Source organism: Streptomyces sp. NPDC012508 (assembly GCF_042902595.1).
Lineage (GTDB): Bacteria > Actinomycetota > Actinomycetes > Streptomycetales > Streptomycetaceae > Streptomyces.
On the sequence record NZ_JBIBEO010000006.1, the window covers coordinates 151,358 to 172,948 of the forward strand.

19 protein-coding genes are annotated in these 21,591 nt (G+C 71.4%); 4 read left to right on the forward strand and 15 right to left on the reverse strand.

Going from position 1 to position 21,591, the window contains the following annotated elements:
* Positions 1 to 3 precede the first annotated feature (3 nt).
* On the reverse strand, positions 4 to 924 hold the full coding sequence (locus tag ACFY8U_RS21380; RefSeq protein WP_389572402.1) for an N-acetylglucosamine kinase: 921 nt from the start codon (positions 922 to 924) through the stop codon (positions 4 to 6).
* Positions 925 to 999: 75 nt separating this feature from the next.
* Here ACFY8U_RS21380 and ACFY8U_RS21385 point away from each other — a divergent pair, with 75 nt between their 5' ends.
* On the forward strand, positions 1,000 to 1,848 hold the full coding sequence (locus ACFY8U_RS21385; protein WP_361761805.1) for a MurR/RpiR family transcriptional regulator: 849 nt from the start codon (positions 1,000 to 1,002) through the stop codon (positions 1,846 to 1,848).
* Between the two features lie 81 nt (positions 1,849 to 1,929).
* On the opposite strand, the gene ACFY8U_RS21390 is transcribed toward ACFY8U_RS21385, so the two are convergent.
* From ACFY8U_RS21390 to uvrC, 10 genes are all read right to left on the reverse strand, one after another.
* A complete protein-coding gene (locus ACFY8U_RS21390; RefSeq protein WP_003976875.1) occupies positions 1,930 to 2,265 on the reverse strand; it encodes an RNA polymerase-binding protein RbpA in 336 nt (111 codons plus the stop codon).
* Positions 2,266 to 2,342: 77 nt separating this feature from the next.
* Positions 2,343 to 2,573, reverse strand: coding sequence for a preprotein translocase subunit SecG (secG, locus tag ACFY8U_RS21395; protein WP_361432662.1), 231 nt, complete (start codon positions 2,571 to 2,573; stop codon positions 2,343 to 2,345).
* A gap of 112 nt (positions 2,574 to 2,685) precedes the next feature.
* On the reverse strand, positions 2,686 to 3,441 hold the full coding sequence (gene tpiA, locus ACFY8U_RS21400; protein WP_389573252.1) for a triose-phosphate isomerase: 756 nt from the start codon (positions 3,439 to 3,441) through the stop codon (positions 2,686 to 2,688).
* 30 nt (positions 3,442 to 3,471) lie between these two features.
* Complete coding sequence (locus tag ACFY8U_RS21405) at positions 3,472 to 4,683, reverse strand: phosphoglycerate kinase (protein ID WP_389572405.1); 1,212 nt, start codon at positions 4,681 to 4,683, stop codon at positions 3,472 to 3,474.
* 110 nt (positions 4,684 to 4,793) lie between these two features.
* Positions 4,794 to 5,804 (reverse strand): type I glyceraldehyde-3-phosphate dehydrogenase, encoded by a 1,011-nt coding sequence (gap, locus tag ACFY8U_RS21410; RefSeq protein ID WP_361432667.1) that lies wholly within the window; start codon positions 5,802 to 5,804, stop codon positions 4,794 to 4,796.
* A gap of 224 nt (positions 5,805 to 6,028) precedes the next feature.
* Positions 6,029 to 8,026: a M14 family zinc carboxypeptidase gene (locus tag ACFY8U_RS21415; protein ID WP_389572408.1), complete on the reverse strand. Its 1,998-nt coding sequence runs from the start codon at positions 8,024 to 8,026 to the stop codon at positions 6,029 to 6,031.
* Positions 8,027 to 8,182: 156 nt separating this feature from the next.
* Positions 8,183 to 9,172 (reverse strand): DNA-binding protein WhiA, encoded by a 990-nt coding sequence (whiA, locus tag ACFY8U_RS21420; protein WP_260228643.1) that lies wholly within the window; start codon positions 9,170 to 9,172, stop codon positions 8,183 to 8,185.
* Positions 9,163 to 10,185: a uridine diphosphate-N-acetylglucosamine-binding protein YvcK gene (gene yvcK / locus ACFY8U_RS21425; protein ID WP_389572411.1), complete on the reverse strand. Its 1,023-nt coding sequence runs from the start codon at positions 10,183 to 10,185 to the stop codon at positions 9,163 to 9,165. The genes whiA and yvcK overlap by 10 nt, the downstream gene beginning before the upstream one ends.
* Positions 10,182 to 11,156 carry an RNase adapter RapZ gene (rapZ, locus tag ACFY8U_RS21430; protein ID WP_361669136.1) on the reverse strand — a complete coding sequence of 325 codons (975 nt, stop codon included), beginning with the start codon at positions 11,154 to 11,156 and terminating at the stop codon, positions 10,182 to 10,184. Before rapZ ends, yvcK begins: the two co-directional genes overlap by 4 nt.
* Positions 11,153 to 13,405, reverse strand: a complete 2,253-nt coding sequence (gene uvrC, locus ACFY8U_RS21435; protein WP_389572413.1) for an excinuclease ABC subunit UvrC — start codon at positions 13,403 to 13,405, stop codon at positions 11,153 to 11,155. The genes rapZ and uvrC overlap by 4 nt, the downstream gene beginning before the upstream one ends.
* Before the next feature lie 58 nt (positions 13,406 to 13,463).
* Here uvrC and ACFY8U_RS21440 point away from each other — a divergent pair, with 58 nt between their 5' ends.
* A complete protein-coding gene (locus tag ACFY8U_RS21440; RefSeq protein WP_389572416.1) occupies positions 13,464 to 14,270 on the forward strand; it encodes an SDR family NAD(P)-dependent oxidoreductase in 807 nt (268 codons plus the stop codon).
* 56 nt (positions 14,271 to 14,326) lie between these two features.
* On the opposite strand, the gene ACFY8U_RS21445 is transcribed toward ACFY8U_RS21440, so the two are convergent.
* Entirely contained in the window at positions 14,327 to 15,094 is a 768-nt protein-coding gene (locus ACFY8U_RS21445; protein ID WP_389572418.1) for a hypothetical protein, read from the reverse strand.
* 5 nt (positions 15,095 to 15,099) lie between these two features.
* Complete coding sequence (locus ACFY8U_RS21450; RefSeq protein ID WP_361432684.1) at positions 15,100 to 15,696, reverse strand: papain-like cysteine protease family protein; 597 nt, start codon at positions 15,694 to 15,696, stop codon at positions 15,100 to 15,102.
* A gap of 248 nt (positions 15,697 to 15,944) precedes the next feature.
* Here ACFY8U_RS21450 and ACFY8U_RS21455 point away from each other — a divergent pair, with 248 nt between their 5' ends.
* The gene (locus tag ACFY8U_RS21455) at positions 15,945 to 16,874 is read left to right on the forward strand and encodes a hypothetical protein (protein ID WP_389572420.1); all 930 of its coding nucleotides are present in this window, start codon (positions 15,945 to 15,947) and stop codon (positions 16,872 to 16,874) included.
* Between the two features lie 20 nt (positions 16,875 to 16,894).
* On the opposite strand, the gene ACFY8U_RS21460 is transcribed toward ACFY8U_RS21455, so the two are convergent.
* Positions 16,895 to 17,320 carry a Rieske (2Fe-2S) protein gene (locus ACFY8U_RS21460; protein ID WP_361432689.1) on the reverse strand — a complete coding sequence of 142 codons (426 nt, stop codon included), beginning with the start codon at positions 17,318 to 17,320 and terminating at the stop codon, positions 16,895 to 16,897.
* 116 nt (positions 17,321 to 17,436) lie between these two features.
* On the opposite strand from ACFY8U_RS21460, the gene ACFY8U_RS21465 reads away from it, so the two are divergent.
* Positions 17,437 to 18,333 (forward strand): carbohydrate kinase, encoded by an 897-nt coding sequence (locus ACFY8U_RS21465; protein ID WP_389572424.1) that lies wholly within the window; start codon positions 17,437 to 17,439, stop codon positions 18,331 to 18,333.
* A gap of 259 nt (positions 18,334 to 18,592) precedes the next feature.
* On the opposite strand, the gene uvrA is transcribed toward ACFY8U_RS21465, so the two are convergent.
* The gene (gene uvrA, locus ACFY8U_RS21470; protein ID WP_389572426.1) at positions 18,593 to 21,583 is read right to left on the reverse strand and encodes an excinuclease ABC subunit UvrA; all 2,991 of its coding nucleotides are present in this window, start codon (positions 21,581 to 21,583) and stop codon (positions 18,593 to 18,595) included.
* Between the last annotated feature and the right edge of the window lie 8 nt (positions 21,584 to 21,591).

Here is a 21,591-nt window from a genome sequence, read left to right on the forward strand (position 1 = left end):
TGGTCAGCGCGAGAGCCGGGCCAGTGCCACCGCGCCCGGCACGCCGTCGGGGACCGGGGAAGGGGCGAGGCCCCACGCGCCCACCCGCTCGGCCAGTCGCGGCAACAGCGGCCCGGGGGGGCCGATCAGGCCACCCGTGACGACCAGCGGCTCACCCGGCCGCGGGCCCAACGCGCCTACGGTGGACGCCAGTTCGTCCGCCGCTCCGTCGAGGAGCGAACACGCCACCTCGTCCCCGGCCTCCTCCGCCTCCACCACCAGCGGGCTGAGCGCCGCGAGACGCACGGGGTGGCCGCCGAACCCGTACCGGACGACGGCCTCCTTGGTCAGACCCCCGCACACCTCCCCCACCGCCCCCGCGAGGCTCGTGGCCGGGCCGCGCCCGTCCAGGGAGCGCAGGACCGCCCGCAGCGCCTCGCGCCCCAGCCAGAAGCCGCTGCCCGCGTCGCCGAGGAGCCAGCCGTCCCCGTCCACGACCCGTCCCGCGCGGCGCCGCTCCACCCGCGCGGCCGCCGCGCCCGTGCCCGCGATCAGCACCAGGCCGTCCGCCGGGGTCCCAGGCCCGGCGGCGAAGGCGATGTCGGCGTCCCCGAGCACCTCGATCCGTGCCGGGGAGGCCCCCACCCGCCCCAGCGCCTCCCCGAGGGCCCCGCGGGCGTTCGCCACGCCTCCGCCCGGCCCGCCGCCCGCGAAGCCGGCCACCACGGAGACGACCGCGCCCGCCCGGCCGTGCGGCACGGCGTCCCGCAGGGCCCGCGCAAGATTCCGTACGAGATCGGCGGGCGCGACGCTCAGCGCGTTCCCCGGACCACCCACCCCCTCGCCCACTACCGCGCCCGTCGCCGCGTCGGCGAGCCGCGCCCTGATCCGCGTACCCCCGGCGTCGATCCCGAGCACGCACGACTGAATCCCGGATTCGTTCATCAGCCCGCATGGTGGTTGATAGATTCACCGCTCGACAAGACCCGCGCATCAGGCGGGGCAGGAGGGAACGCGCCCGTGATCACCGCTCTGATCCGCTCCGAACTGCCCCGCATGTCCGGTTCCTTGCGCAAGGTCGGCCTCTGGGTCCTCGACGATCCGGGCCGCGTGCCCGGGGTCTCCGCCGCGGAGCTGGGCCGCCGCACCGGAACGTCCCAGGCGACCGTGACCCGCTTCTGCCGGGCCCTCGGCCTCGGCTCGTACCAGGAACTGCTGCTCGCGCTCGCCCAGGAGCGGGGCGAGAACGAACGCGCCGGCGGGGAACGCCCCCTCGGCCCGGACATCGGACCGGACGATCCGCTCGACCAGGTCGTCGCCGCCGTCGCCCAGGCCGATCTGCGGGCCCTGCGCCGCACGGCCGAACACCTGGACATCGACGCGCTGGAGCGGGCCGCGCGAGCCCTGGCCAAGGCCCGCCGTATCGACGTCTACGGTGTCGGTGCCTCCGGTGTCGTGGCCCTGGAGACCGAGGCGCGGCTCTTCAGCATCGGCTGCGACGCCCGCGGTTGGACGGAGGTGCACGCCGCCGAGACCTCGGCGGCTCTGCTCACGCCCGCGGACGCGGTGGTGGCGCTCTCCCACTCCGGCGCGACCCGCGAGGTCCTCTCCCCGCTGCGGCTCGCGGCCGAACGGGGCGCGCGGACGGTCGCGGTGACCGGCGACCCCCGCTCCCCCGTCGCCCGTGCCGCCTCACTCCATCTGACCTCGACCTCGGCGGAGACCAGCTTCCGGCGCGGCGGCTTCGGAACACGGCACTCGGTGCTGCTGATCCTGGACTGTCTCTACGCGCGCGTGGCGCAGCTGACGTACGCGCGGGCGACCGCCGCGATGGCGCTCACCGCGCACATTCCCGACAACCACCGTTAGAGCGGGCGGCATACGCGAACGGACCCTGTCCGCGAACCGAGTTCGCGGGCGGGGCCCGTTCGTCACACTGTCACACCACGCTCAGATCTCGCCGCGCAGTTTGGCGAGCGCCTCCGCGAGGATCGCCTCGCCGTCCGCGTCGCTGCGCCGCTCACGTACGTACGCGAGGTGCGTCTTGTACGGCTCGGTGCGCGGCGGGTCCGGCGGGTTGTCCCGGTCCTGACCGGCCGGGAAGCCGCAGCGCGGGCAGTCCCACGTCTCCGGAACCTGTGCGTCACTGGCGAAGCTCGGCTGCGTCTCGTGCCCGTTCGAGCACCAGAAGGAGATGCGGAGGCGCGGTGCCGACTCGCCCCGCTCGGCCTCCCCCATCGGCCCCGCGCCGACCCGGCTTCCCCGGATCGCGTTGCCACTTGCCACGGTCGTAACTCCCTGCGTGATGGTGCTCGAAGATGCCCCAGTCTACGTAAGGCCCAACGCGCGTCCAGTGATTGGAGTTACACGCCTGCCTTCATCAGAAGCGCAAGTACGACAATGCACGCGAACCACAGCAGACCGACCACGACGGTGATGCGGTCCAGGTTGCGCTCGGCAACCGAGGAGCCACCGACGGACGACTGCATGCCACCGCCGAACATGTCGGAGAGGCCGCCGCCCTTCCCCTTGTGCATCAGCACGAGCAGCATCAGCAGCGCGCTGAAGACGATCAGGGCGATCGAGAACCCCATAACCACGGCTGGACCAACTTCCTCGGACTTATACGGACGGGGGCCGGGCATCTCCAGCCCGACCCCCGCAAGGGTACGACGGATCGTCGCTACCGCCTACTCACCGATCAGGTCACTGATCGCGGAAGCGGACGATCTTGACGAACTCGTCGGAGTCCAGCGCCGCGCCGCCCACCAGGGCACCGTCGACGTCGGGCTGCGCCATGATCGCGGCCACGTTGCCGGCCTTGACCGAGCCGCCGTACTGGATGCGGACCTTGTCGGCCAGCTCCTGCGAGTACAGCTCCGCGAGACGACCGCGGATCGCCCCGCAGACCTCCTGCGCGTCTTCGGGGGTGGCGACCTCGCCGGTGCCGATGGCCCACACCGGCTCGTACGCGATCACGACGGACTCGGCCTGCTCGGCCGGGAGGTCCTTCAGGCCGCCGTCGAGCTGGGCGAGCGTATACGGGACCTGCTGTCCGGCCTTGCGGACGTCCAGGCCCTCGCCGACGCAGAGGATCGGGGTGATCCCGTGCTTGAACGCGGCCTTGACCTTCGCGTTGCAGATCTCGTCCGTCTCGGCGTGGTACTGCCGGCGCTCGGAGTGACCCACGGCGACGTAGGCGCACTTCAGCTTGGACAGCATGAGGCCCGAGATCTCGCCGGTGTACGCGCCGGAGTCGTGCGCCGAGATGTCCTGGGCGCCGTACTTGATCTTGAGCTTGTCGCCGTCGACCAGGGTCTGGACGGACCGCAGGTCGGTGAAGGGCGGCAGAACCGCGACCTCGACGGCGTCGTAGTCCTTGTCGGTCAGCGCGAAGGCGAGCTTCTGGACGTGGGCGATGGCCTCGAGGTGGTTGAGGTTCATCTTCCAGTTGCCCGCCATCAGCGGGGTGCGGGTGCTGCTCACAGGTGTTCAGTCCTCCAGTGCGGCGAGGCCGGGGAGCGTCTTGCCCTCGAGGTACTCGAGGGAGGCGCCGCCACCGGTCGAAATGTGGCCGAAGGCATTCTCGTCGAAGCCCAGGATGCGGACCGCGGCGGCACTGTCGCCGCCGCCGACGACGGTGAAGCCGGGGCTGTCGAGCAGGGCCTGCGCGACGGCCTTGGTTCCGTTGGCGTAGTCGGGGTGCTCGAAGACGCCCAGGGGGCCGTTCCAGAAGACGGTCTCGGCGTCGGCCAGCTTCGACGCGTACAGCTCACGCGTCTTCGGGCCGATGTCGAGGCCCTCCTTCGTCGACGGGATCTTGTCCGCGTCGACGGTCTCGTAGTCGGCCGGGGCCTTGGTCTTCAGGTCCGGGAACTCCGAGGAGACGAGCACGTCGACCGGGAGAACGAGCTCGACGCCGTTCTCCTCGGCGCGCTTCATGTACTCCTTGACGATCTCCACCTGGTCCTTCTGGAGCAGGGAGATGCCGACCTCGTGGCCCTTGGCGTAAAGGAAGGTGTACGCCATGCCGCCGCCGATGAGGAGACGGTCGGCCTTGCCGAGCAGCGCGTCGATGACGGCGAGCTTGTCGGAGACCTTGGCGCCGCCGAGGACGACGACGTACGGGCGCTTGACCTCGTCGGTCAGCTTCTTCAGGACGCCGACCTCGGTGGCGATGAGGTAGCCGGCGGCGTGCGGCAGCCGGGCCGGGAGGTCGAAGACCGAGGCGTGCTTGCGGTGCACGGCACCGAAGCCGTCGCCGACGTAGAGGTCGGCGAGGGCGGCCAGCTGGTCCGCGAACGCGCCGCGCTCGGCGTCGTCCTTGGAGGTCTCGCCGGCGTTGAAGCGGAGGTTCTCGATGACGGCGACCTGGCCGTCGGCGAGGTCGGCGACGGTCGCCCGGGCGGACTCGCCGACCGTGTCGGTCGCGAACGCCACGTCGGCGCCGAGCAGTTCACCGAGGCGCGCGGCGGCCGGGGCGAGGGAGAACGCCGGGTCCGGGGCACCCTTCGGGCGGCCCAGGTGCGAGGCCACGACGACCCGGGCACCGGCGTCGGCGAGTGCCTTGACCGTGGGCAGGACGGCGCGGATGCGGCCGTCGTCGGTGATGGTGGTGCCGTCCAGCGGCACGTTGAGGTCGGCGCGGACGAATACGCGCTTGCCGGCGACGCCTTCGGCGAGAAGCTCGTCGATGGTCTTCATCTTCTACTGACTCCTTGGTACGCGGTGAAGCACACGAGACAGGGCTCGCACAGCGCATCATCGCGCTGTCCGAGCCCTGTGCTCACATCGAGGTGCCGGTTCCGGAGGCTTTAGAGCTGGTCGCCGACGAAGACGGTGAGGTCGACGAGGCGGTTGGAGTAGCCCCACTCGTTGTCGTACCAACCGAGGATCTTCACCGACTTGCCCTCCTGGACCATGGTCAGGGAGGAGTCGAAGGTGCAGGACGACGGGTCGCCGACGATGTCCGAGGAGACGATCGGGTCCTCGGTGTAGGTGAGGAAGCCCTTCAGGGCGCCGTCGTCGGCGGCCTTCTTGAACGCGGCGTTGACCTCGTCCTTGGTGACCTCGCGCTGGAGCTCCACGACGAGGTCGGTGGCCGAGCCGGTCGGGACCGGGACGCGCATGGCGATGCCGTCCAGCTTGCCCTTGAGCTGCGGGAGGACCAGGGCGGTGGCCTTGGCGGCACCCGTCGTGGTCGGGATGATGTTCTCCGCGGCGGCGCGGGCGCGGCGCAGGTCCGAGTGCGGGAAGTCCAGGATGCGCTGGTCGTTGGTGTACGCGTGGACCGTGGTCATCAGGCCCTTGACGATGCCGAAGTTCTCGTCGAGAACCTTGGCCATCGGCGCCACACAGTTGGTGGTGCAGGACGCGTTCGAGATGACGTGGTGGTTCGCCGGCTCGTACTTGTCCTGGTTGACGCCCATGACGATGGTGATGTCCTCGTCCTTGGCCGGAGCCGAGATGAGGACCTTCTTCGCGCCACCGGCGATGTGCTTCTCGGCGTCGGCCTTCTTGGTGAAGATGCCGGTCGACTCGATGACGATGTCGACGCCCAGCTCACCCCAGGGGATGTCGGCCGGGTTGCGCTCGGAGAGCACCTTGATGGTGTGGCCGTCGACGGTGATGGTGTCGGCGGTGTGGGTGACCTCGGCCTTGAGGCGTCCCAGGATCGTGTCGTACTTCAGCAGGTGAGCAGTGGTCGCGGTGTCACCCAGGTCGTTGACAGCCACGATCTCGATGTCGGCACCCTGCTCAAGGAGCGCGCGGAAGTAGTTGCGACCGATGCGGCCAAAGCCGTTGATGCCTACGCGGATCGTCACGAACCGATCTCCTCGTTAGGTACGCCGGGTTTCGACGCCGGCGAGATTCTTTTAGGGATGTCCCCGACCGCTTACGACCCTACCTCTCTCATCGGCTCAGAGTGACATCGCGTGCGGTCGGAATGCCTTGTGAATGCACCGTGGCCCGTTATTACCGGCGGGTTCGAGCCACGGTGCCCATTTCGTCCCGATCACTGACTGTGATCAAAGGTGCGGGTGCCCGCTCAGCCGTGCAGCACGCCGAGCGCCTTCCGGATGAGGGCCGTACGCTGCGCCGTGCTCGTGACATGTTCCAGCCCGAAGCCGAGCAGAACGGTGTCACGCGTGGTGACCGCGGCCTGGGAGTGGAAGAGCCCCGCGGACCGGGTCCACTCGGTGCCGTTCCCGGGGCTGCCGGCCGGCGGCCCCGGTACGGACCAGGCGCCGAGGCCGGCCTCGAAGCCCTCGCTCTGGCCCGGAGTGCCGCCCACGACGAGCGCGGTGTCGTCGACGAAGGCGCCCATCTCGCCGGTACCTGGGTCCGAGACGTACGAGATCGACAGCTCGACCTGCTTGCCCGCGTAGGCGCTCAGGTCGATCGACGCCTGTCGCCAGCCGTTGGACGGGCCGGTGAAGGCGTGCCAGGCGCCCGTGGTGCCGGTGGTGGCGCAGCCGTCCTCGCCGACGGTCAGGTAGTGGGCGAGGAAGGGGTGGCCCTGAACGTAGTAGCCCTCGCCGCAGTCGGCCGGGGCGGCGGCAGAAGTGCCGCCGTTGGCGTCGGGCAGCGTGGTCCAGTCGTCCTGGCCGGCGGTGTGGGCCTCGACGACGAGGTTGTCGTAGCCGGGCTCGGTGTCGTAGCTGACCTGGAAGCGCAGGCTCGGCGCCTGCGCCGCGGTGACGCCGGTGAGGTCGACGGTGCGGCTGAGGCGCGTCCAGGTGTCGTCGACGTGCCGTACGGCCGCGAAGGACGTGCCCTCGTAGGGCTCGAACGGGGTGCGGACGCCCGGGTAGTCGCCGGCGGACCTGCTGCTGCCGAACTGCGGGAACTGCCGGGGCTTCAGGGTGTCCGAGGTGACGGTGTACGCGCCGGCGTTGTCCAGCGGGTTGCCGGCCGCGCCGCCGTGTCCGTCGGCCTCGCCGTTGGTGGTGTAGAGCTCGGAGGAGACCTGCGGGCGGTAGCCGGGCACGGCGGAGTTGCCCGGGGTGCCGGCCAGCGCCTTGAGCGCCACGTCGTCGGGGGTGTCGGTGGCGACCTGCCAGCCGACGCCGTAGAGCAGCAGCTGGGCGGCGGAGTGGTAGTTGATGCCGTACTGGAAGCCGATGCGCTTCTGGAAGGCGTCGATCGCCTTCGTCTCGGGCTCGGACATCGGGCCGGTGCCGCGGTAGGTCTCGTCGGCGGGGTCGGGGGACGAACCCTCGTTGTCGTAGCCCCACTTGTAGGAGAAGTTGCGGTTCAGGTCGACGCCGTCGCCGGACTCGACGCGGCCGTCGCCGTTGTTGTCACGGAGGTTCTTGCGCCACTGGCGGTTGCCGGGGTCGGCGTGGGTGAAGTCGTAGCCGTCCGGGTTGGCGGAGAGCACGAACCAGAGCTCGGTGGAGTCGACGATCTTCGTGATCCGCGAGTCCGTGCCGTATCCGTCGAGGTAGTGGTGGAGCAGCCGCCGGGTCATCTCGGGGGTGATCCACTCACGGGCGTGCTGGTTGGACATGTACAGGGTCGCGGGCTTCGAGCCGTCCCTGGCCTTCTTGGCGCCCTTGGTGACCTTGACGGCGAGGATGTCCTGGCCCTTCACCGTCCTGCCGATGGAGACGACCTTGGTGAGGTCCGGGTGGGCCTGGGAGGTGGCCAGGATCTCCTGCTTGAGGCCTCCCGCGCCGCCGTACGGGCGGAAGACGCCGTCCCCGGCGCCGGCGACCCGCTTCTCGGCCTGGGTGGAGAGGGTGTGCTCGGCGAGCTCGACACCCTTGCCGCGCAGCTGCCCGGCCTGCTCGTCGGTGAGGTACAGCTCCAGCGTGGCGGAGCCCTTCTCGGGCACCTGTTCCGTCAGCTCATGGCCGTCGGTGCCCGCTTCGAGCAGCAGCGGCACCTGTTCCTTGGTGACCTTCGCGCGCCATACGGAGACGGTGTCGCCGTCGGCGCCGCCGCTCGTGCTCCGAGGTTCCGCTCCGGCGACGGGTGTCGCCGCCAGTCCCGCGATCAGCAGTGAAGCCGCGGCGAGGATCGCTCCCGCTCTGCGTCTCATAAGCCCCCCTTGCTGTTGTCTGCCACGAAAGTGAACAGACGCCAGGCTGATCACCGTTCATGATCATGTCAAGGGCGCCATGCGGGCCGAACGGGTGCTGCCGGTGCCTCAGAAAGGCACCGGCAGCGGTGAGTTGGACGAGATGGCCCGATCGGGTCAGCCGACGAGGCTGTCGTCCAGCTCCTCCGTCAGATTGGACTCGGTCCCGGGGATGCCGAGGTCCTGCGCCCGCTTGTCGGCCATGGCCAGCAGACGGCGGATCCGGCCCGCGACCGCGTCCTTGGTCAGCGGCGGCTCGGCGAGCGCGCCCAGCTCCTCCAGGGAGGCCTGCTTGTGCTCCATGCGCAGCCGGCCCGCGGCGGCGAGGTGCTCGGGCACCTCCTCGCCGAGGATCTCCAGGGCGCGCTGCACCCGGGCGCCGGCGGCGACCGCCGCGCGCGCCGAGCGGCGCAGGTTGGCGTCGTCGAAGTTGGCCAGCCGGTTCGCCGTCGCCCGGACCTCGCGGCGCATCCGCCGCTCCTCCCAGGCCAGAACCGACTCATGGGCGCCGAGGCGGGTCAGCAGGGCGCCGATGGCGTCCCCGTCCCGGACGACCACCCGGTCCACACCCCGTACCTCACGGGCCTTCGCGGCGATGCTCAGCCGGCGCGCCGCACCCACCAGGGCGAGCGCGGCCTCCGGACCGGGGCAGGTCACCTCCAGGGAGGAGGAACGCCCGGGCTCGGTGAGCGAGCCGTGCGCCAGGAACGCACCGCGCCAGGCCGCCTCGGCGTCACAGGTGGCACCCGACACGACCTGCGGGGGCAGGCCGCGGATCGGGCGGCCCCGGCCGTCGACCAGGCCGGTCTGCCGGGCCAGCTGGTCTCCGCCCGCCACCACCCGTACGACGAAGCGCGAGCCCCGCCGCAGACCGCCGGGGGCCATCACGATCAGCTCCGAGCTGTGCCCGAAGATCTCCAGGATGTCCCGCTTGAGCCGGCGCGCCGCCATCGCGGTGTCCAGCTCCGCCTCGATCACGATCCGCCCGCTCACCAGGTGCAGGCCGCCGGCGAACCGCAGGATCGACGAGACCTCTGCCTTCCTGCAGCAGGTCCGGGTGACGGGGAGCCGGGAGATCTCGTCCTTCACCGCTGCCGTCATCGCCATGGGCCGATCCTTCCATGCATCCGAAAAATACGGTCGTACGCGGCGGCCAACAGCTCCGGATCATGCTTCGGGAGACCGTCGGCACGGGCCACCGGCGCCAGCTCGACCGCGGCGCCGAGCCGCTTGGCGGCGTCGGCGAGAGACTCGCGATCGGGCACGGCGGCCTCGTCGGCCAGCACCACGTCCAGGGCGAGTTTAGGGGCGTGTCGTCCCAAAACCTCCAAATGACGCTGCGGAGAGAACCCCTCGGTTTCTCCCGGCTGCGGCGCGAGGTTGAGCGAGAGGACCTTGCGGGCCTTGGTCTCGGTGAGCGCGTCGAGCAGCTCGGGCACGAGGAGGTGCGGGATCACCGAGGAGAACCAGGAGCCGGGACCGAGCACCACCCAGTCCGCGTCACGGACCGCGGCGACGGCGTCGGGCACGGCCGGCGGGTCGTTCGGTACGAGGTGCACCGACTGCACCTCACCGGGCGTGAGGGCCACCGTGGCCTGGCCACGGACCGTGTCCACCTCGTTCGGGCGCTCCGGGTCGTGCCCCTTGACCAGGGCCTGGAGCTCCAGCGGCACGGCCGACATCGGCAGCACCCGGCCGTGCGCGCCGAGCAGCTTGCCGACCAGGTCCAGAGCGAGGACATGGTCGCCCAGCTGCTCCCAGAGCGCGACGATCAGCAGATTGCCGACCGCGTGCTCGTGCAGATCGCCCTTGGACTGGAAGCGGTGCTGGATGACCCGGGCCCAGGTCTGCCCCCAGTCGTCGTCCCCGCAGAGCGCGGCGAGCGCCTTGCGCAGATCGCCCGGCGGCAGCACGCCCAGCTCCTCCCGGAGCCGGCCGCTGGAGCCCCCGTCGTCGGCGACGGTGACGACGGCGGTCAGGTCGCCCGTGATCCGGCGCAGGGCGGCGAGAGAGGCCGACAGGCCCATGCCCCCGCCGAGCGCGACGACCTTGGGCTGGGTGCCGCGCCTGCGGAGCGTACGTACGGAGAGGGTGGACGTACGCCGGCGGTACGGCTTCACTCGCGCCCCATGTCCCGGTGGACGACGACGGTCTCGACCCCTTCCGCGGCGAGGCGGGCGGCGAGCTTCTCGGACGTGGCGACGGAGCGGTGCTTGCCGCCCGTGCAGCCGACGGCGATGGTCACGTACCGCTTGCCCTCGCGGCGGTAGCCCGCGGCGATCAGCTGGAGCAGCTCGGTGTAGCGGTCGAGGAACTCCTTGGCCCCGGGCTGGTTGAAGACATACGCCGAGACCTCCTCGTTGAGCCCGGTGAAGGGGCGCAGCTCGGGGACCCAGTGCGGATTGGGCAGGAAGCGCATGTCGACGACGAGGTCGGCGTCGACGGGCAGCCCGTACTTGAATCCGAAGGACATGACGGTGGCCCGCAGCTCCGGCTCCTCGTCGCCGGCGAACTGGGCGTCCATCTTGGCCCGCAGCTCGTGGACGTTGAGGCTGGAGGTGTCGATCACCAGGTCGGCGTCGCCGCGCAGCTCGCGCAGCAGGTCACGCTCGGCGGCGATGCCGTCGGTGATGCGGCCGTCGCCCTGGAGCGGGTGCGGCCTGCGGACCGACTCGAACCGCCGGACCAGGGCCTCGTCGGAGGACTCCAGGAAGACGATCCGCCGGGTGACCTGCTGGGCGTCGAGGGCGGCGAGGGACTCCCGCAGGGCGTCGAAGAACTGCCGGCCGCGGACGTCGACGACGACGGCGATCCGGGCCACGTTGCCCTGGGAACGGGCGCCGAGCTCCACCATGGTGGGGATCAGCGCGGGCGGCAGGTTGTCGACGACGAACCAGCCGAGGTCCTCCAGGCACTTCGCCGCGGTGGACCGGCCGGCGCCGGACATGCCGGAGATGATCACCAGCTCGGGGATGGCCGCCGTGTCGGCGGTCTCACCGGCCTCCTTCGTGCCCGTACTCACGTGTCCTGCTCCGTCTTCTCGCTGCACTTCTTGCACTTCTTGCTCTGTCTGACGGTCGTGCTCGGTCATGCCGTGGTGCCCCCGTCGTCTTCCATGATCTCTCCTGTTGCCGTATTCACGGCGGGTGCGGCCGGGGCCGCCTGGGCGAGAGCCACGGCGACGGCCTCGGCCGTCTTCCTGCCCATGCCGGGCACCTCGCAGATCTGCTCGATTGTCGCCTGCCTGAGCCTCTTCACCGAGCCGAAATGCTTGATCAACGCCTGTTTGCGGGTATCGCCGAGGCCGGGGATCGCGTCCAGGGGGCTGGTCCTGATGCGCTTGTTCCGCTTCGAGCGCTGGTAGCGGATGGCGAAGTCGTGAGCCGTGTCACGTACCCGCTGAAGGAGGTAGAGACCCTCGCTGGAGCGCGGCAGAACGACCGGATCGTCGTCGCCGGGCAGCCAGACCTCCTCCAGCCGCTTGGCGAGGCCGCAGACGGCGATGTCGTCGATGCCCAGCTCGTCCAGGGCCCGCCGGGCGGCGGCGACCTGGGGCTGCCCGCCGTCGACGACGACGAGCTGCGGCGGATACGCGAAGCGCTTGGGGCGGCCGTCGTCGACGGGCACCTCACCGGAGGCGAGCGGGCCGTCGTGACGCGGGCCGTCCACGAGCGGACCGCCGCCGTGCGGACCGTCGCGGTGGGGACCGTCGCGGCGGGGGCCGGGTCCGCCCGCGCCGGAGCCGTTCGCGCCAGCGCCGCCCGCGCCGGAGCCGTTCGTACCTGCGCCGTTCTCGCCGGCGCCGATCGCGCCTGCGCCGGGCACCGGCAGGGTGTCGTCCACCGGCACGCCGACGCCGTCCGCCCCGTCACCGTGGGTGTCCACCGCATCGCCGTCGGCGTCGACGGCGACGCCCTCCGGCCCCCACTCCCCCGTCTTCTCCTTCTCGACGAGATACCGCTTGAAGCGGCGGCTGATCACCTCGTGCATCGAGCGGACGTCGTCCTGCCCCTCGAAGCCCTTGATCTGGAAGCGGCGGTACTCGCTCTTGCGCGGCAGCCCGTCCTCGAAGACGACCATGGACGCCACGACGTCCTGCCCCTGGAGGTGCGAGATGTCGAAGCACTCGATCCGCAGCGGCGCGGAGTCCAGGTCCAGGGCCTCGGCGATCTCCTCCAGGGCCCGGGAGCGGGTGGTCAGATCGCTGGCGCGCTTGGTCTTGTGCAGCACGAGCGCCTGCTGGGCGTTGCGCGCGACCGTCTCCATCAGGTCCTTCTTGTCACCGCGCTGCGGGACACGGAGGGAGACCTGCGAGCCGCGGCGGCCGCTCAGCCACTGGCTGACGGCGTCGGCGTCCTCGGGCACGGCCGGAACGAGGACCTCCTTGGGGACCGCGTCGCCGCTCTCCTCCCCGTACAGCTGCTGGAGCGCGTGCTCGACGAGGCCGGCCGTGGAGACGGCCTCGACCTTGTCGGTGACCCAGCCGCGCTGACCGCGCACGCGCCCGCCGCGGACGTGGAAGATCTGGACGGCGGCCTCCAGCTCGTCCTCGGCGAGGGCGATCAGGTCGGCGTCGGTGGCGTCGGCGAGGACGACGGCGTTCTTCTCCATGGCGCGCCGCAGCGCCCCTATGTCGTCGCGGAGCCTGGCCGCCTTCTCGTACTCCATCTCCTCGGCCGCATCCATCATCTGCTGCTCGAGGCGGCGGATGTACGTGCCGGTGCGGCCCGCCATGAAGTCGCAGAACTCCTCGGCCAGTTCGCGATGCTCGTCGGGGGTGACCCGGCCCACACAGGGGGCGGAGCACTTGCCGATGTAGCCGAGGAGGCAGGGACGCCCGGCGGAGGCGGCGTTGCGGAAGACACCCGCGGAGCACGTACGGACGGGGAAGACGCGGAGCATCAGGTCGACCGTCTCGCGGATGGCCCACGCGTGCGCGTAAGGACCGAAGTAGCGGACGCCCTTCTTCTTGTGGCCGCGCATGACCTGGACGCGCGGGAACTCCTCGTTCAGGGTCACCGCGAGGTAGGGATAGCTCTTGTCGTCCCGGTACTTGACGTTGAACCGGGGGTCGAACTCCTTGATCCAGGAGTACTCCAGCTGGAGCGCCTCGACCTCGGTCGAGACCACGGTCCACTCGACGGACGCGGCCGTGGTGACCATCGTGGCCGTGCGCGGGTGCAGGCTCACGAGCGGCTGGAAGTAGTTCGCCAGCCGCTGGCGCAGGGACTTCGCCTTCCCGACGTAGATCACCCGGCGGTGCTCGTCGCGGAATTTGTAGACCCCCGGCGAGTCGGGGATCTGCCCCGGCTTGGGGCGGTAGCTGGAGGGGTCGGCCATGCTCCCCACCCTACTGGCGGGGGCCGACACTCAGGCCGCGTGCGCTCGTTGGCCGGGCATGACGACGGAGACGACGCGACAGGCGACGGGACGGCTCGCGGGCCGGGTGTGCGTGATCACGGGCGCGGCCAGCGGAATCGGGCGGGCGACGGCGCTGCGGTTCGCGCGGGAGGGGGCCCGAGTGGTGGCCACGGACGTGAACGGGGACCGGCTGGCGACGCTGGGTGACGGCGGGGACGGTGGCGGCGAGGGCGGTGGCGGCGGGGACATGGCGACGGTGGTCGGGGACGTCTCGCGCGAGGAGGACGCCCGCCGGATGATCGCGACGGCGGTGGAGCGGTTCGGGCGGCTGGACGTCCTGGTGGCGAACGCCGGGGTGCTCCCGCTCTCCGACGTCATGGAGTCGACCGGGGAGCAGTGGGACCGGGTGATGGCCGTGGACGGCAAGGGCATGTTCCTGACCTGCAAGTACGCGATCGAGGTGATGGCCGGGCAGGAGAGCGGCGGGGCGATCGTCTGCACCTCGTCGATCTCCGGGGTGGCGGGCCAGGCCCGCCAGGCGGTCTACGGACCGGCGAAGTTCGTGGCCTCGGGGCTGACGAAGCACCTGGCGGTGGAGTGGGCGGGGCGCGGCATCCGCGTCAACGCGGTGGCGCCGGGCACGATCGAGACGGAACGCGTCGCCGCGGCCCGCACGGAACCGGGCGGTCAGGAGTACCTCTCGGACATCGTCGAGCTCCACCCCATGCACCGCTTCGGCACCCCGGAGGAGGTCGCCTCGGCCATCCTCTTCCTGGCCTCGGACGAGGCCTCCTTCATCACGGGCGTGGTACTGCCGGTGGACGGGGGGTATCTGGCGCAGTGAGAGGGGCGGGGCGGGCGTGAACGCACCCGCCCCGCCTCCCTGCGTGCCCGGGCGGGTCAGGCGATGGACCGCCGCCGCCAGGCTCGTATGCCGACCAGGACCAGGGCCAGAGCCGCGCCCGCGCCCGCCGTGGCGCCGGCGGCCGCGACGAAAGGCTCCTCATGGGCCGCGGGCTCGGTGCCGTAGCCGCCGGCCGCGCCCTTCTTCGCGTACACCGAGCCGGGCAGCTTCGCCCCGTACGCCGCGACGACCCGCTCCCGGTAAGCCACGAGACTCGTCCCGTTCCGGCCCACCGCCCGCACCGCGTCCTCGTCCAGCGGCAGCACCTTCGCGCCCTTCTGGACGTACCACGCGTCGATCTGCGGTTCGCGGAACACGATCCCGCCGGGCAGCGCCCGCGCGCCCTCCGCCGCGTACCGGACCTCGTCGTCGCCGGTGGCGATGTTCACCACCTGCCAGTCGCCGTCCGCCCGCCGCGCGGTCCACAGCGAGGCCGTCTGCCCGTCCGAGGCGACCGCCCTGCTCGCGTGGAACTCGACGCGGGCGACAGGCGCGCCCGCCTTCCCGGCCACGAAGTCCGGGGACAGGACCCGCACCGGCACGGACGCGCCCTCGATCCGGGGCCGCGCGGCCGACCGCGCGACGGCTCCGTCGCGTGCGAAGAACCGGGAGAGCGTGTCCAGGGTCGCGGGGGCGGACGCCGCGGCCTCCGGAGTGGCCGCCGTCGGCGGCGCTTCGGCCGCGCCGGCCGGCACGGCACCGAGGGTGACGAGCGCGGCCGCGGACAGGAACCCGGCGCCGATCGCGCGTGTACGTGTCGTCATCGTCGTCACGCCCCTATCCGGTAGAGCGAGTGCGTCCAGGAGAACGACCCGTTGTCCACGTACCAGGCGTGCGAGGCCCAGTTGTAGCGGTCGCTGGAGGGCCAGGGGTCGCCCCAGTAGACCCAGCTGTTCGCGTCGTCGTACCCGTAGATCACATGCATGTGGCCGCCGCCGCTCGCCCACTGGATCCGCGTCTCGATCGGGCGGTCGGCGTTGATCTCGCTCTGCACGGTCGCGTAGCGCAGCCAGCCCGTCACGTACGAGCCGGGGTTGACGCCGGCCCAGCGCAGACCGGTCTGCACGTTCCCGAGGGTGGCTTGATTGTTGGGGCAGTCGTAGCCCTGCTGGCGGTTGAAGGCGGCGTTGCAGAACTGGTTCTGGCTGTAGTTCCGGCCGAACCACGTGGCGATCGTGTTGCCACCCGCGGCCCAGCACCAGTTGCTCTTCTGCTGTGCCTGCATGGTGATGTTCAGCCGCTTGTACGCGAGGGTCGCTTGGGTGGAGACGTCCTCGCTGGTCGGCGCGGCGGTCGCCGACGACATGGGGAGCAGGAAGAGGGCGGCAGCGGCGAGTGCCGCCATGGACAGCTTTCTACTGCGCATCGCGTTCCTCCCGAGACGGGGGGTGTGGGGATGTGTGGGGGTGTGGGGGGTGGAGGAGCGCGTCCGGACGCTGCTCAGGAGCATCGAACGTTGTCCGGAACGGGTCAACACGCTTCAATGCGGGGTGACGGCGGGCTGTGAACGGTGTGACCCGGTTGTGAACACGCGCCTTCCCGTCACCTGCGGGCGCGTCCCCGGCGGCGCGGCGGCCCGCCCCCTTCGTCGTGAACGTTCACTGAGGAGTCCCCGTGGGGCACACCGAGGCCGATCTGGCGCAGTTGCTGCACACCGGGCCGTTCCACCTGGCGCTGCGCACGGCGTTCGCGGTGCGTGGCCTCCCTCTCCAGCGGGTGCAGCACCATCTCGCCCACCGGGGCGTGAAGGTCGGGGTGACCAGCCTCAGTTACTGGCAGCAGGGTGCCCGCCGCCCGCAGCGGCCGGAGTCGATGAAGGCCGTCCGCGCCCTGGAGGAGGTCCTCCAGCTGCCGGGGAACTCGCTGATCCGGCTGCTGGCCGGGGACGCGGCGGCGCGCGGTGAGGTGGAGCGGCCAGCCGCCCGCTCGTACCGTTCGCTGGTGGAGGCGTCGGGGGCGGTGGAGAAATTGCTCGCCGAGCTCGAGTCGCCGGTGGACGGTGGCCTGCACACGGTCGGCCACCACGAGCGGGTACGGATCGGGGCCGGGCGGGAGCTGGTGGGCCGGGACTCGCAGCATGTGGTGCGGGCGCACCGGGACGGGATCGACCGATATCTGGCCATCCACCACGGAGATCCGGGCTGCGACCCCTCGCGGGTGGTGGTGCGGGCGACGGAGAACTGCCGGACGGGGCGGGTGCGGTGGCATGCGGAGACGGGCGTGCTCGCCGCGGAGCTGCTGTTCGACGCGCGGCTGCGGGCCGGGGAGACGTACCTCTTCGGCTACGGCTTCGAGGACGGCACCGGCGGCCCGAGCGGGGAGTACGTCCGGGGGTTCAGCTTCGCCGGCGGGCAGTACGTGCTCCAGGTGCGGTTCGACGAGGCGGCGCTTCCGGTACGGTGCCGGCGCTTCGCCCAGGCCACGGCGGGCGCGGCGCGCGGTGGCCGCTCGGATCTGACGCTGAGCGGCCGGCACCGCACGGTGCATCTGGTGGAGCAGGGCGTACGGCCCGGGATCCTGGGTGTCGACTGGGACTGGGCGTAGGCCTCCGTGCCTGGCGGGCCTTACGCCTCCGGGCCCGCGACGAGCTTTCCGCCCTCGACGCGGACCGGGACCTCGGGGAGCGGGACCGTCGCCGGGCCCTGGAGCGCCTTGCCGGTGGTCACGTCGAAGCGGCTGCCGTGGCAGGGGCAGTTGCCCTCGTTGTTCTCGATCTTGTCGAGCACACAGCCCGCGTGGGTGCACTGGGCGCTGAACGCCTTGTACTGACCCTTGGCCGGGCAGCTGACCAGCAGGCGCTGCTCGCGGTAGAGCTTGGAGCCGCCGACCGGCACCTCCTCGGGGGCGCCGAGGGTCACCGGGGCGGTCGGGGTCGGGACCTGGGCGTGCCCGAGCTTGGATTCCGTGGAGCAGGCGGCGACACCCAGCCCGGCGGCACCGGCGAGCGCGGCGCCCTTCAGTACGGTGCGGCGGCTGGACTGGCCGGACATGAGCGCTCCACGGTGCGATCGGGACATGAGGTGACCGAATCGACGATACCGGCGCCTCCGCAGTGGCCTGCCGGGGGGCTGTCGTGGCCGGTGGGGCATGGGTTACGTTCACGGGCGTGATCGTCGTCGCCGGTGAGTCCCTGATCGATCTGGTCCCGGACGGTGCCGCCGCCGGGCCGCTGCCCGCGCTGGTGCCCCGCAGGGGCGGGGGGCCGTACAACACGGCCGTGGCCCTCGGCAGGCTGGGCGCCGAGGTCGCCTTCTGCTCGCGGGTCTCGACGGACGCGTTCGGCGAGGCGCTGATGGGCGGACTGCGGGAGGCGGGGGTCGCGACCGGGCTAGTCCAGCGCGGCCCGGAGCCGACGACGCTGGCGGTCGCCTCGGTGGGCGCGGACGGCTCGGCGGAGTACGGCTTCTATGTCGAGGGCACGGCCGACCGGCTCTTCGCCCTGCCGGAGCGGCTGCCCGAGGGGGTGCGGGCGGTGGCGTTCGGCACGTGCTCGCTGGCCCTCGAGCCGGGCGCGAGCGCGTACGAGGCGCTGCTGCGGCGGGAGGCGGAGCGGGGCGCCCTGACGCTCCTCGACCCCAACATCCGCCCGGGCCTGATCCCGGACGCGGCCGCCTATCGCGAGCGCTTCGCGTCCTGGCTGCCGTACGTCTCGCTTCTGAAGCTCTCGGAGGAGGACGCGGCCTGGCTGGGCGGCTCGCCGGCGCACTGGCTGGAGCGGGGGCCGTCGGCGGTCGTCGTGACGCGCGGCGCGGCGGGTCTGACGGTCCACACCCCGTCGTACGAGGTGTCGGTCCCGGCGGTGCGGGTCAAGGTCGCGGACACGATCGGCGCGGGCGACACGGTGAACGCGGCGCTGCTGCACGGCCTGGCCGACCGCCCGGTGGATTCCCTGGATGCCGGGGCGTGGTCCGCGCTCCTGACGTACGCGGCGAGGGCGGCTGCCCTCACCTGCACCCGCCCGGGCGCGGAACCGCCGTACGCGCACGAACTGACCGCCCACTGACGCACTGCCGCCGGACCGGGGGCACGGGGGGGGCCTACGGGGCCGGGTGCGGGGGTGCCGATCCGGGGGAGCCGGGCTGGGTGCCAGGCACCCCGGGCCGCATGCCGGGGAGCCGGGCCGGGTGCCGGGCAGCCCGGGCCCGCCGCGTACACCGGACAGCCGGGCCGCGTGCCGGGGCACGGGGCGCCGGGGCACGGGGCCGGGCCACCGGGCACGGGGCCGGGCCGCCGGGGCCGCTTCTGCGGCCCCGGCCTCGCCGTCACGCCTTGCGGGCGCGTGCCGCCGTCTTCTTGGCGGGCGTGGCCTTCGTCGCGACGGCCTTCTTGGCGACGGCCTTCTTGGCGGGTGCCTTCTTCGCAGCGGTGGACGCCTTCCGCGCCGCCGGTACCGTCGCGTCGCTGACGCGGTCGGCGCCGAGGATCTCGCGGAGGAACTTGCCGGTGTGGCTGGCCGGGACCGAGGCGACCTCCTCCGGCGTGCCCTCGGCGATCACCAGACCGCCGCCGCTGCCGCCCTCCGGGCCCATGTCGATGACCCAGTCCGCGGTCTTGATGACATCGAGGTTGTGCTCGATGACGATCACCGAGTTCCCCTTGTCGACCAGACCCGACAGGACCTTGATCAGCTTCGAGATGTCCTCGAAGTGCAGACCCGTCGTCGGCTCGTCCAGGACGTAGACCGTACGGCCCGTCGACCGCTTCTGGAGCTCGGAGGCGAGCTTCACGCGCTGCGCCTCACCGCCCGAGAGCGTCGGCGCGGACTGGCCGAGCCGGACGTACCCGAGCCCGACCTCGTTGAGCGTGCGCAGATGGCGCGCGATCGTCGGGACCGCCTCGAAGAAGTCCAGCGCCTCCTCGATCGGCATGTCCAGGACCTCGGCGATGGACTTGCCCTTGTAGTGGACTTCCAGCGTCTCCCGGTTGTACCGGGCGCCGTGGCAGACCTCGCACGGGACGTACACGTCCGGGAGGAAGTTCATCTCGATCTTGATCGTGCCGTCGCCGGAGCAGTTCTCGCAGCGGCCGCCCTTGACGTTGAAGGAGAACCGGCCCGGCAGATAGCCACGGACCTTGGCCTCCATCGTCTCGGCGAAGAGCCGGCGGACGTGGTCGAAGACTCCGGTGTACGTCGCCGGGTTCGACCGCGGGGTGCGGCCGATCGGCGACTGGTCGACGTGCACGACCTTGTCGACGAGGTCGTCGCCGTCCACGCGCGTGTGCCGGCCGGGCACCGACTTGGCGCCGTTCAGCTCGCGCGCCAGGTGCGTGTAGAGGATGTCGTTGACCAGCGTCGACTTGCCGGATCCGGAGACTCCGGTGACGGCCGTGAGGACGCCCAGCGGGAACGAGACGTCGATGTCCCGCAGGTTGTTCTCCCGGGCGCCGTGCACGGTGAGCCGGCGCGAGGGGTCCACGGGGCGGCGGATGTCCGGCATCCCGATGGCCCTGCGGCCCGAGAGGTACTGCCCGGTCATCGACTCCTTGTTGGAGAGCAGCTCCTTCAAGGGGCCGGAGTGGACGACCTTGCCGCCGTGCTCGCCGGCGCCGGGGCCGATGTCGACCACCCAGTCGGCGACCTTGATGGTGTCCTCGTCGTGCTCGACGACGATGAGCGTGTTGCCCATGTCCCGCAGCCGGACCAGGGTCTCGATGAGCCGGTGGTTGTCGCGCTGGTGCAGACCGATGGACGGCTCGTCCAGGACGTACAGCACGCCGACGAGACCGGAGCCGATCTGCGTGGCGAGCCGGATGCGCTGGGCCTCGCCGCCGGAGAGGGTGCCGGCCGCGCGGTTGAGGGAGAGGTAGTCGAGGCCGACGTCCACGAGGAACCGCAGGCGCTCGTTGACCTCCTTCAGGACCCGCTCGGCGATCTTCTTGTCGCGGGCGTTGAGCTTCAGCCGGCCGAGGAAGTCGGCGCACTCGCTGATCGACATCGCGGCGACCTCGGCGATGGACCTCTCCATGACCGTGACGGCGAGGACGATCGGCTTCAGACGGGTGCCCTCACAGGTGGGGCAGGGCACCTCGCGCATGTAGCCCTCGAAGCGCTCGCGGCTGGAGTCGCTCTCGGCCTCGCTGTGCCGCCGCTTGACGAAGGAGACGGCGCCTTCGAAAGCCGGGGTGGTGTACGCCCGCTCCCGGCCGTACCGGTTGCGGTAGCGGACCTCGACCTGGGTCTTGTGGCCGTGCATCAGGGCCTTCTTGGCCCGTGCGGGGAGGGCAGCGTACGGCAGGTCCGTACGGAAGCCGAGCGCCTGGGAGAGGCCGCCGATGAGCCGGCCGAAGTACTCCTTGGTGTGGCCGTGGGACCAGGGGTGGATGGCGCCCTCGTCGAGCGAGCGGTCCTCGTCCGGGACGATCAGCTCGGGGTCGACCTCCATGCGCGTGCCGATGCCGGTGCAGTCGGGGCAGGCGCCGAAGGGCGAGTTGAAGGAGAAGGAGCGGGGCTCCAGCTCCTCGAAGGACAGGTCGTCGTACGGGCAGTAGAGATGCTCCGAGTACATCCGCTCGCGCTCGGGGTCGTCCTCGGCGAGGTCGACGAAGTCGAGCACGACCATGCCGCCGGAAAGCCCGAGGGCCGTCTCCACGGAGTCGGTGAGCCGGCGCTTGGCGCTGTCCTTCACGGTGAGGCGGTCGACGACCACCTCGATCGTGTGCTTCTCCTGCTTCTTCAGGGTCGGCGGCTCGCTGAGCTGGACGGTCTGCCCGTCCACCCGGGCCCGGCTGTACCCCTTGGTCTGGAGATCGGCGAAGAGGTCGACGAACTCGCCCTTGCGCTCGCGCACGAGCGGCGAGAGGACCTGGAAGCGGCTGCCCTCGGGGAGCTCCAGGACCTTGTCGACGATGGCCTGCGGCGACTGGCGCGAGATCGGTCGGCTGCACTCCGGACAGTGCGGCTTGCCGACGCGGGCGAAGAGGAGGCGGAGGTAGTCGTAGACCTCGGTGATGGTGCCGACCGTCGAGCGCGGGTTGCGCGAGGTCGACTTCTGGTCGATGGAGACGGCGGGCGAGAGACCCTCGATGAAGTCGACGTCCGGCTTGTCCATCTGGCCGAGGAACTGCCGGGCGTACGAGGAGAGCGACTCGACGTACCGGCGCTGCCCCTCGGCGAAGATCGTGTCGAACGCGAGGGAGGACTTGCCCGACCCCGACAGCCCGGTGAAGACGATGAGGGAGTCACGGGGGAGGTCGAGCGAGACGTTCTTGAGGTTGTGCTCGCGAGCGCCACGAACGATGAGACGGTCGGCCACGCCGGTCC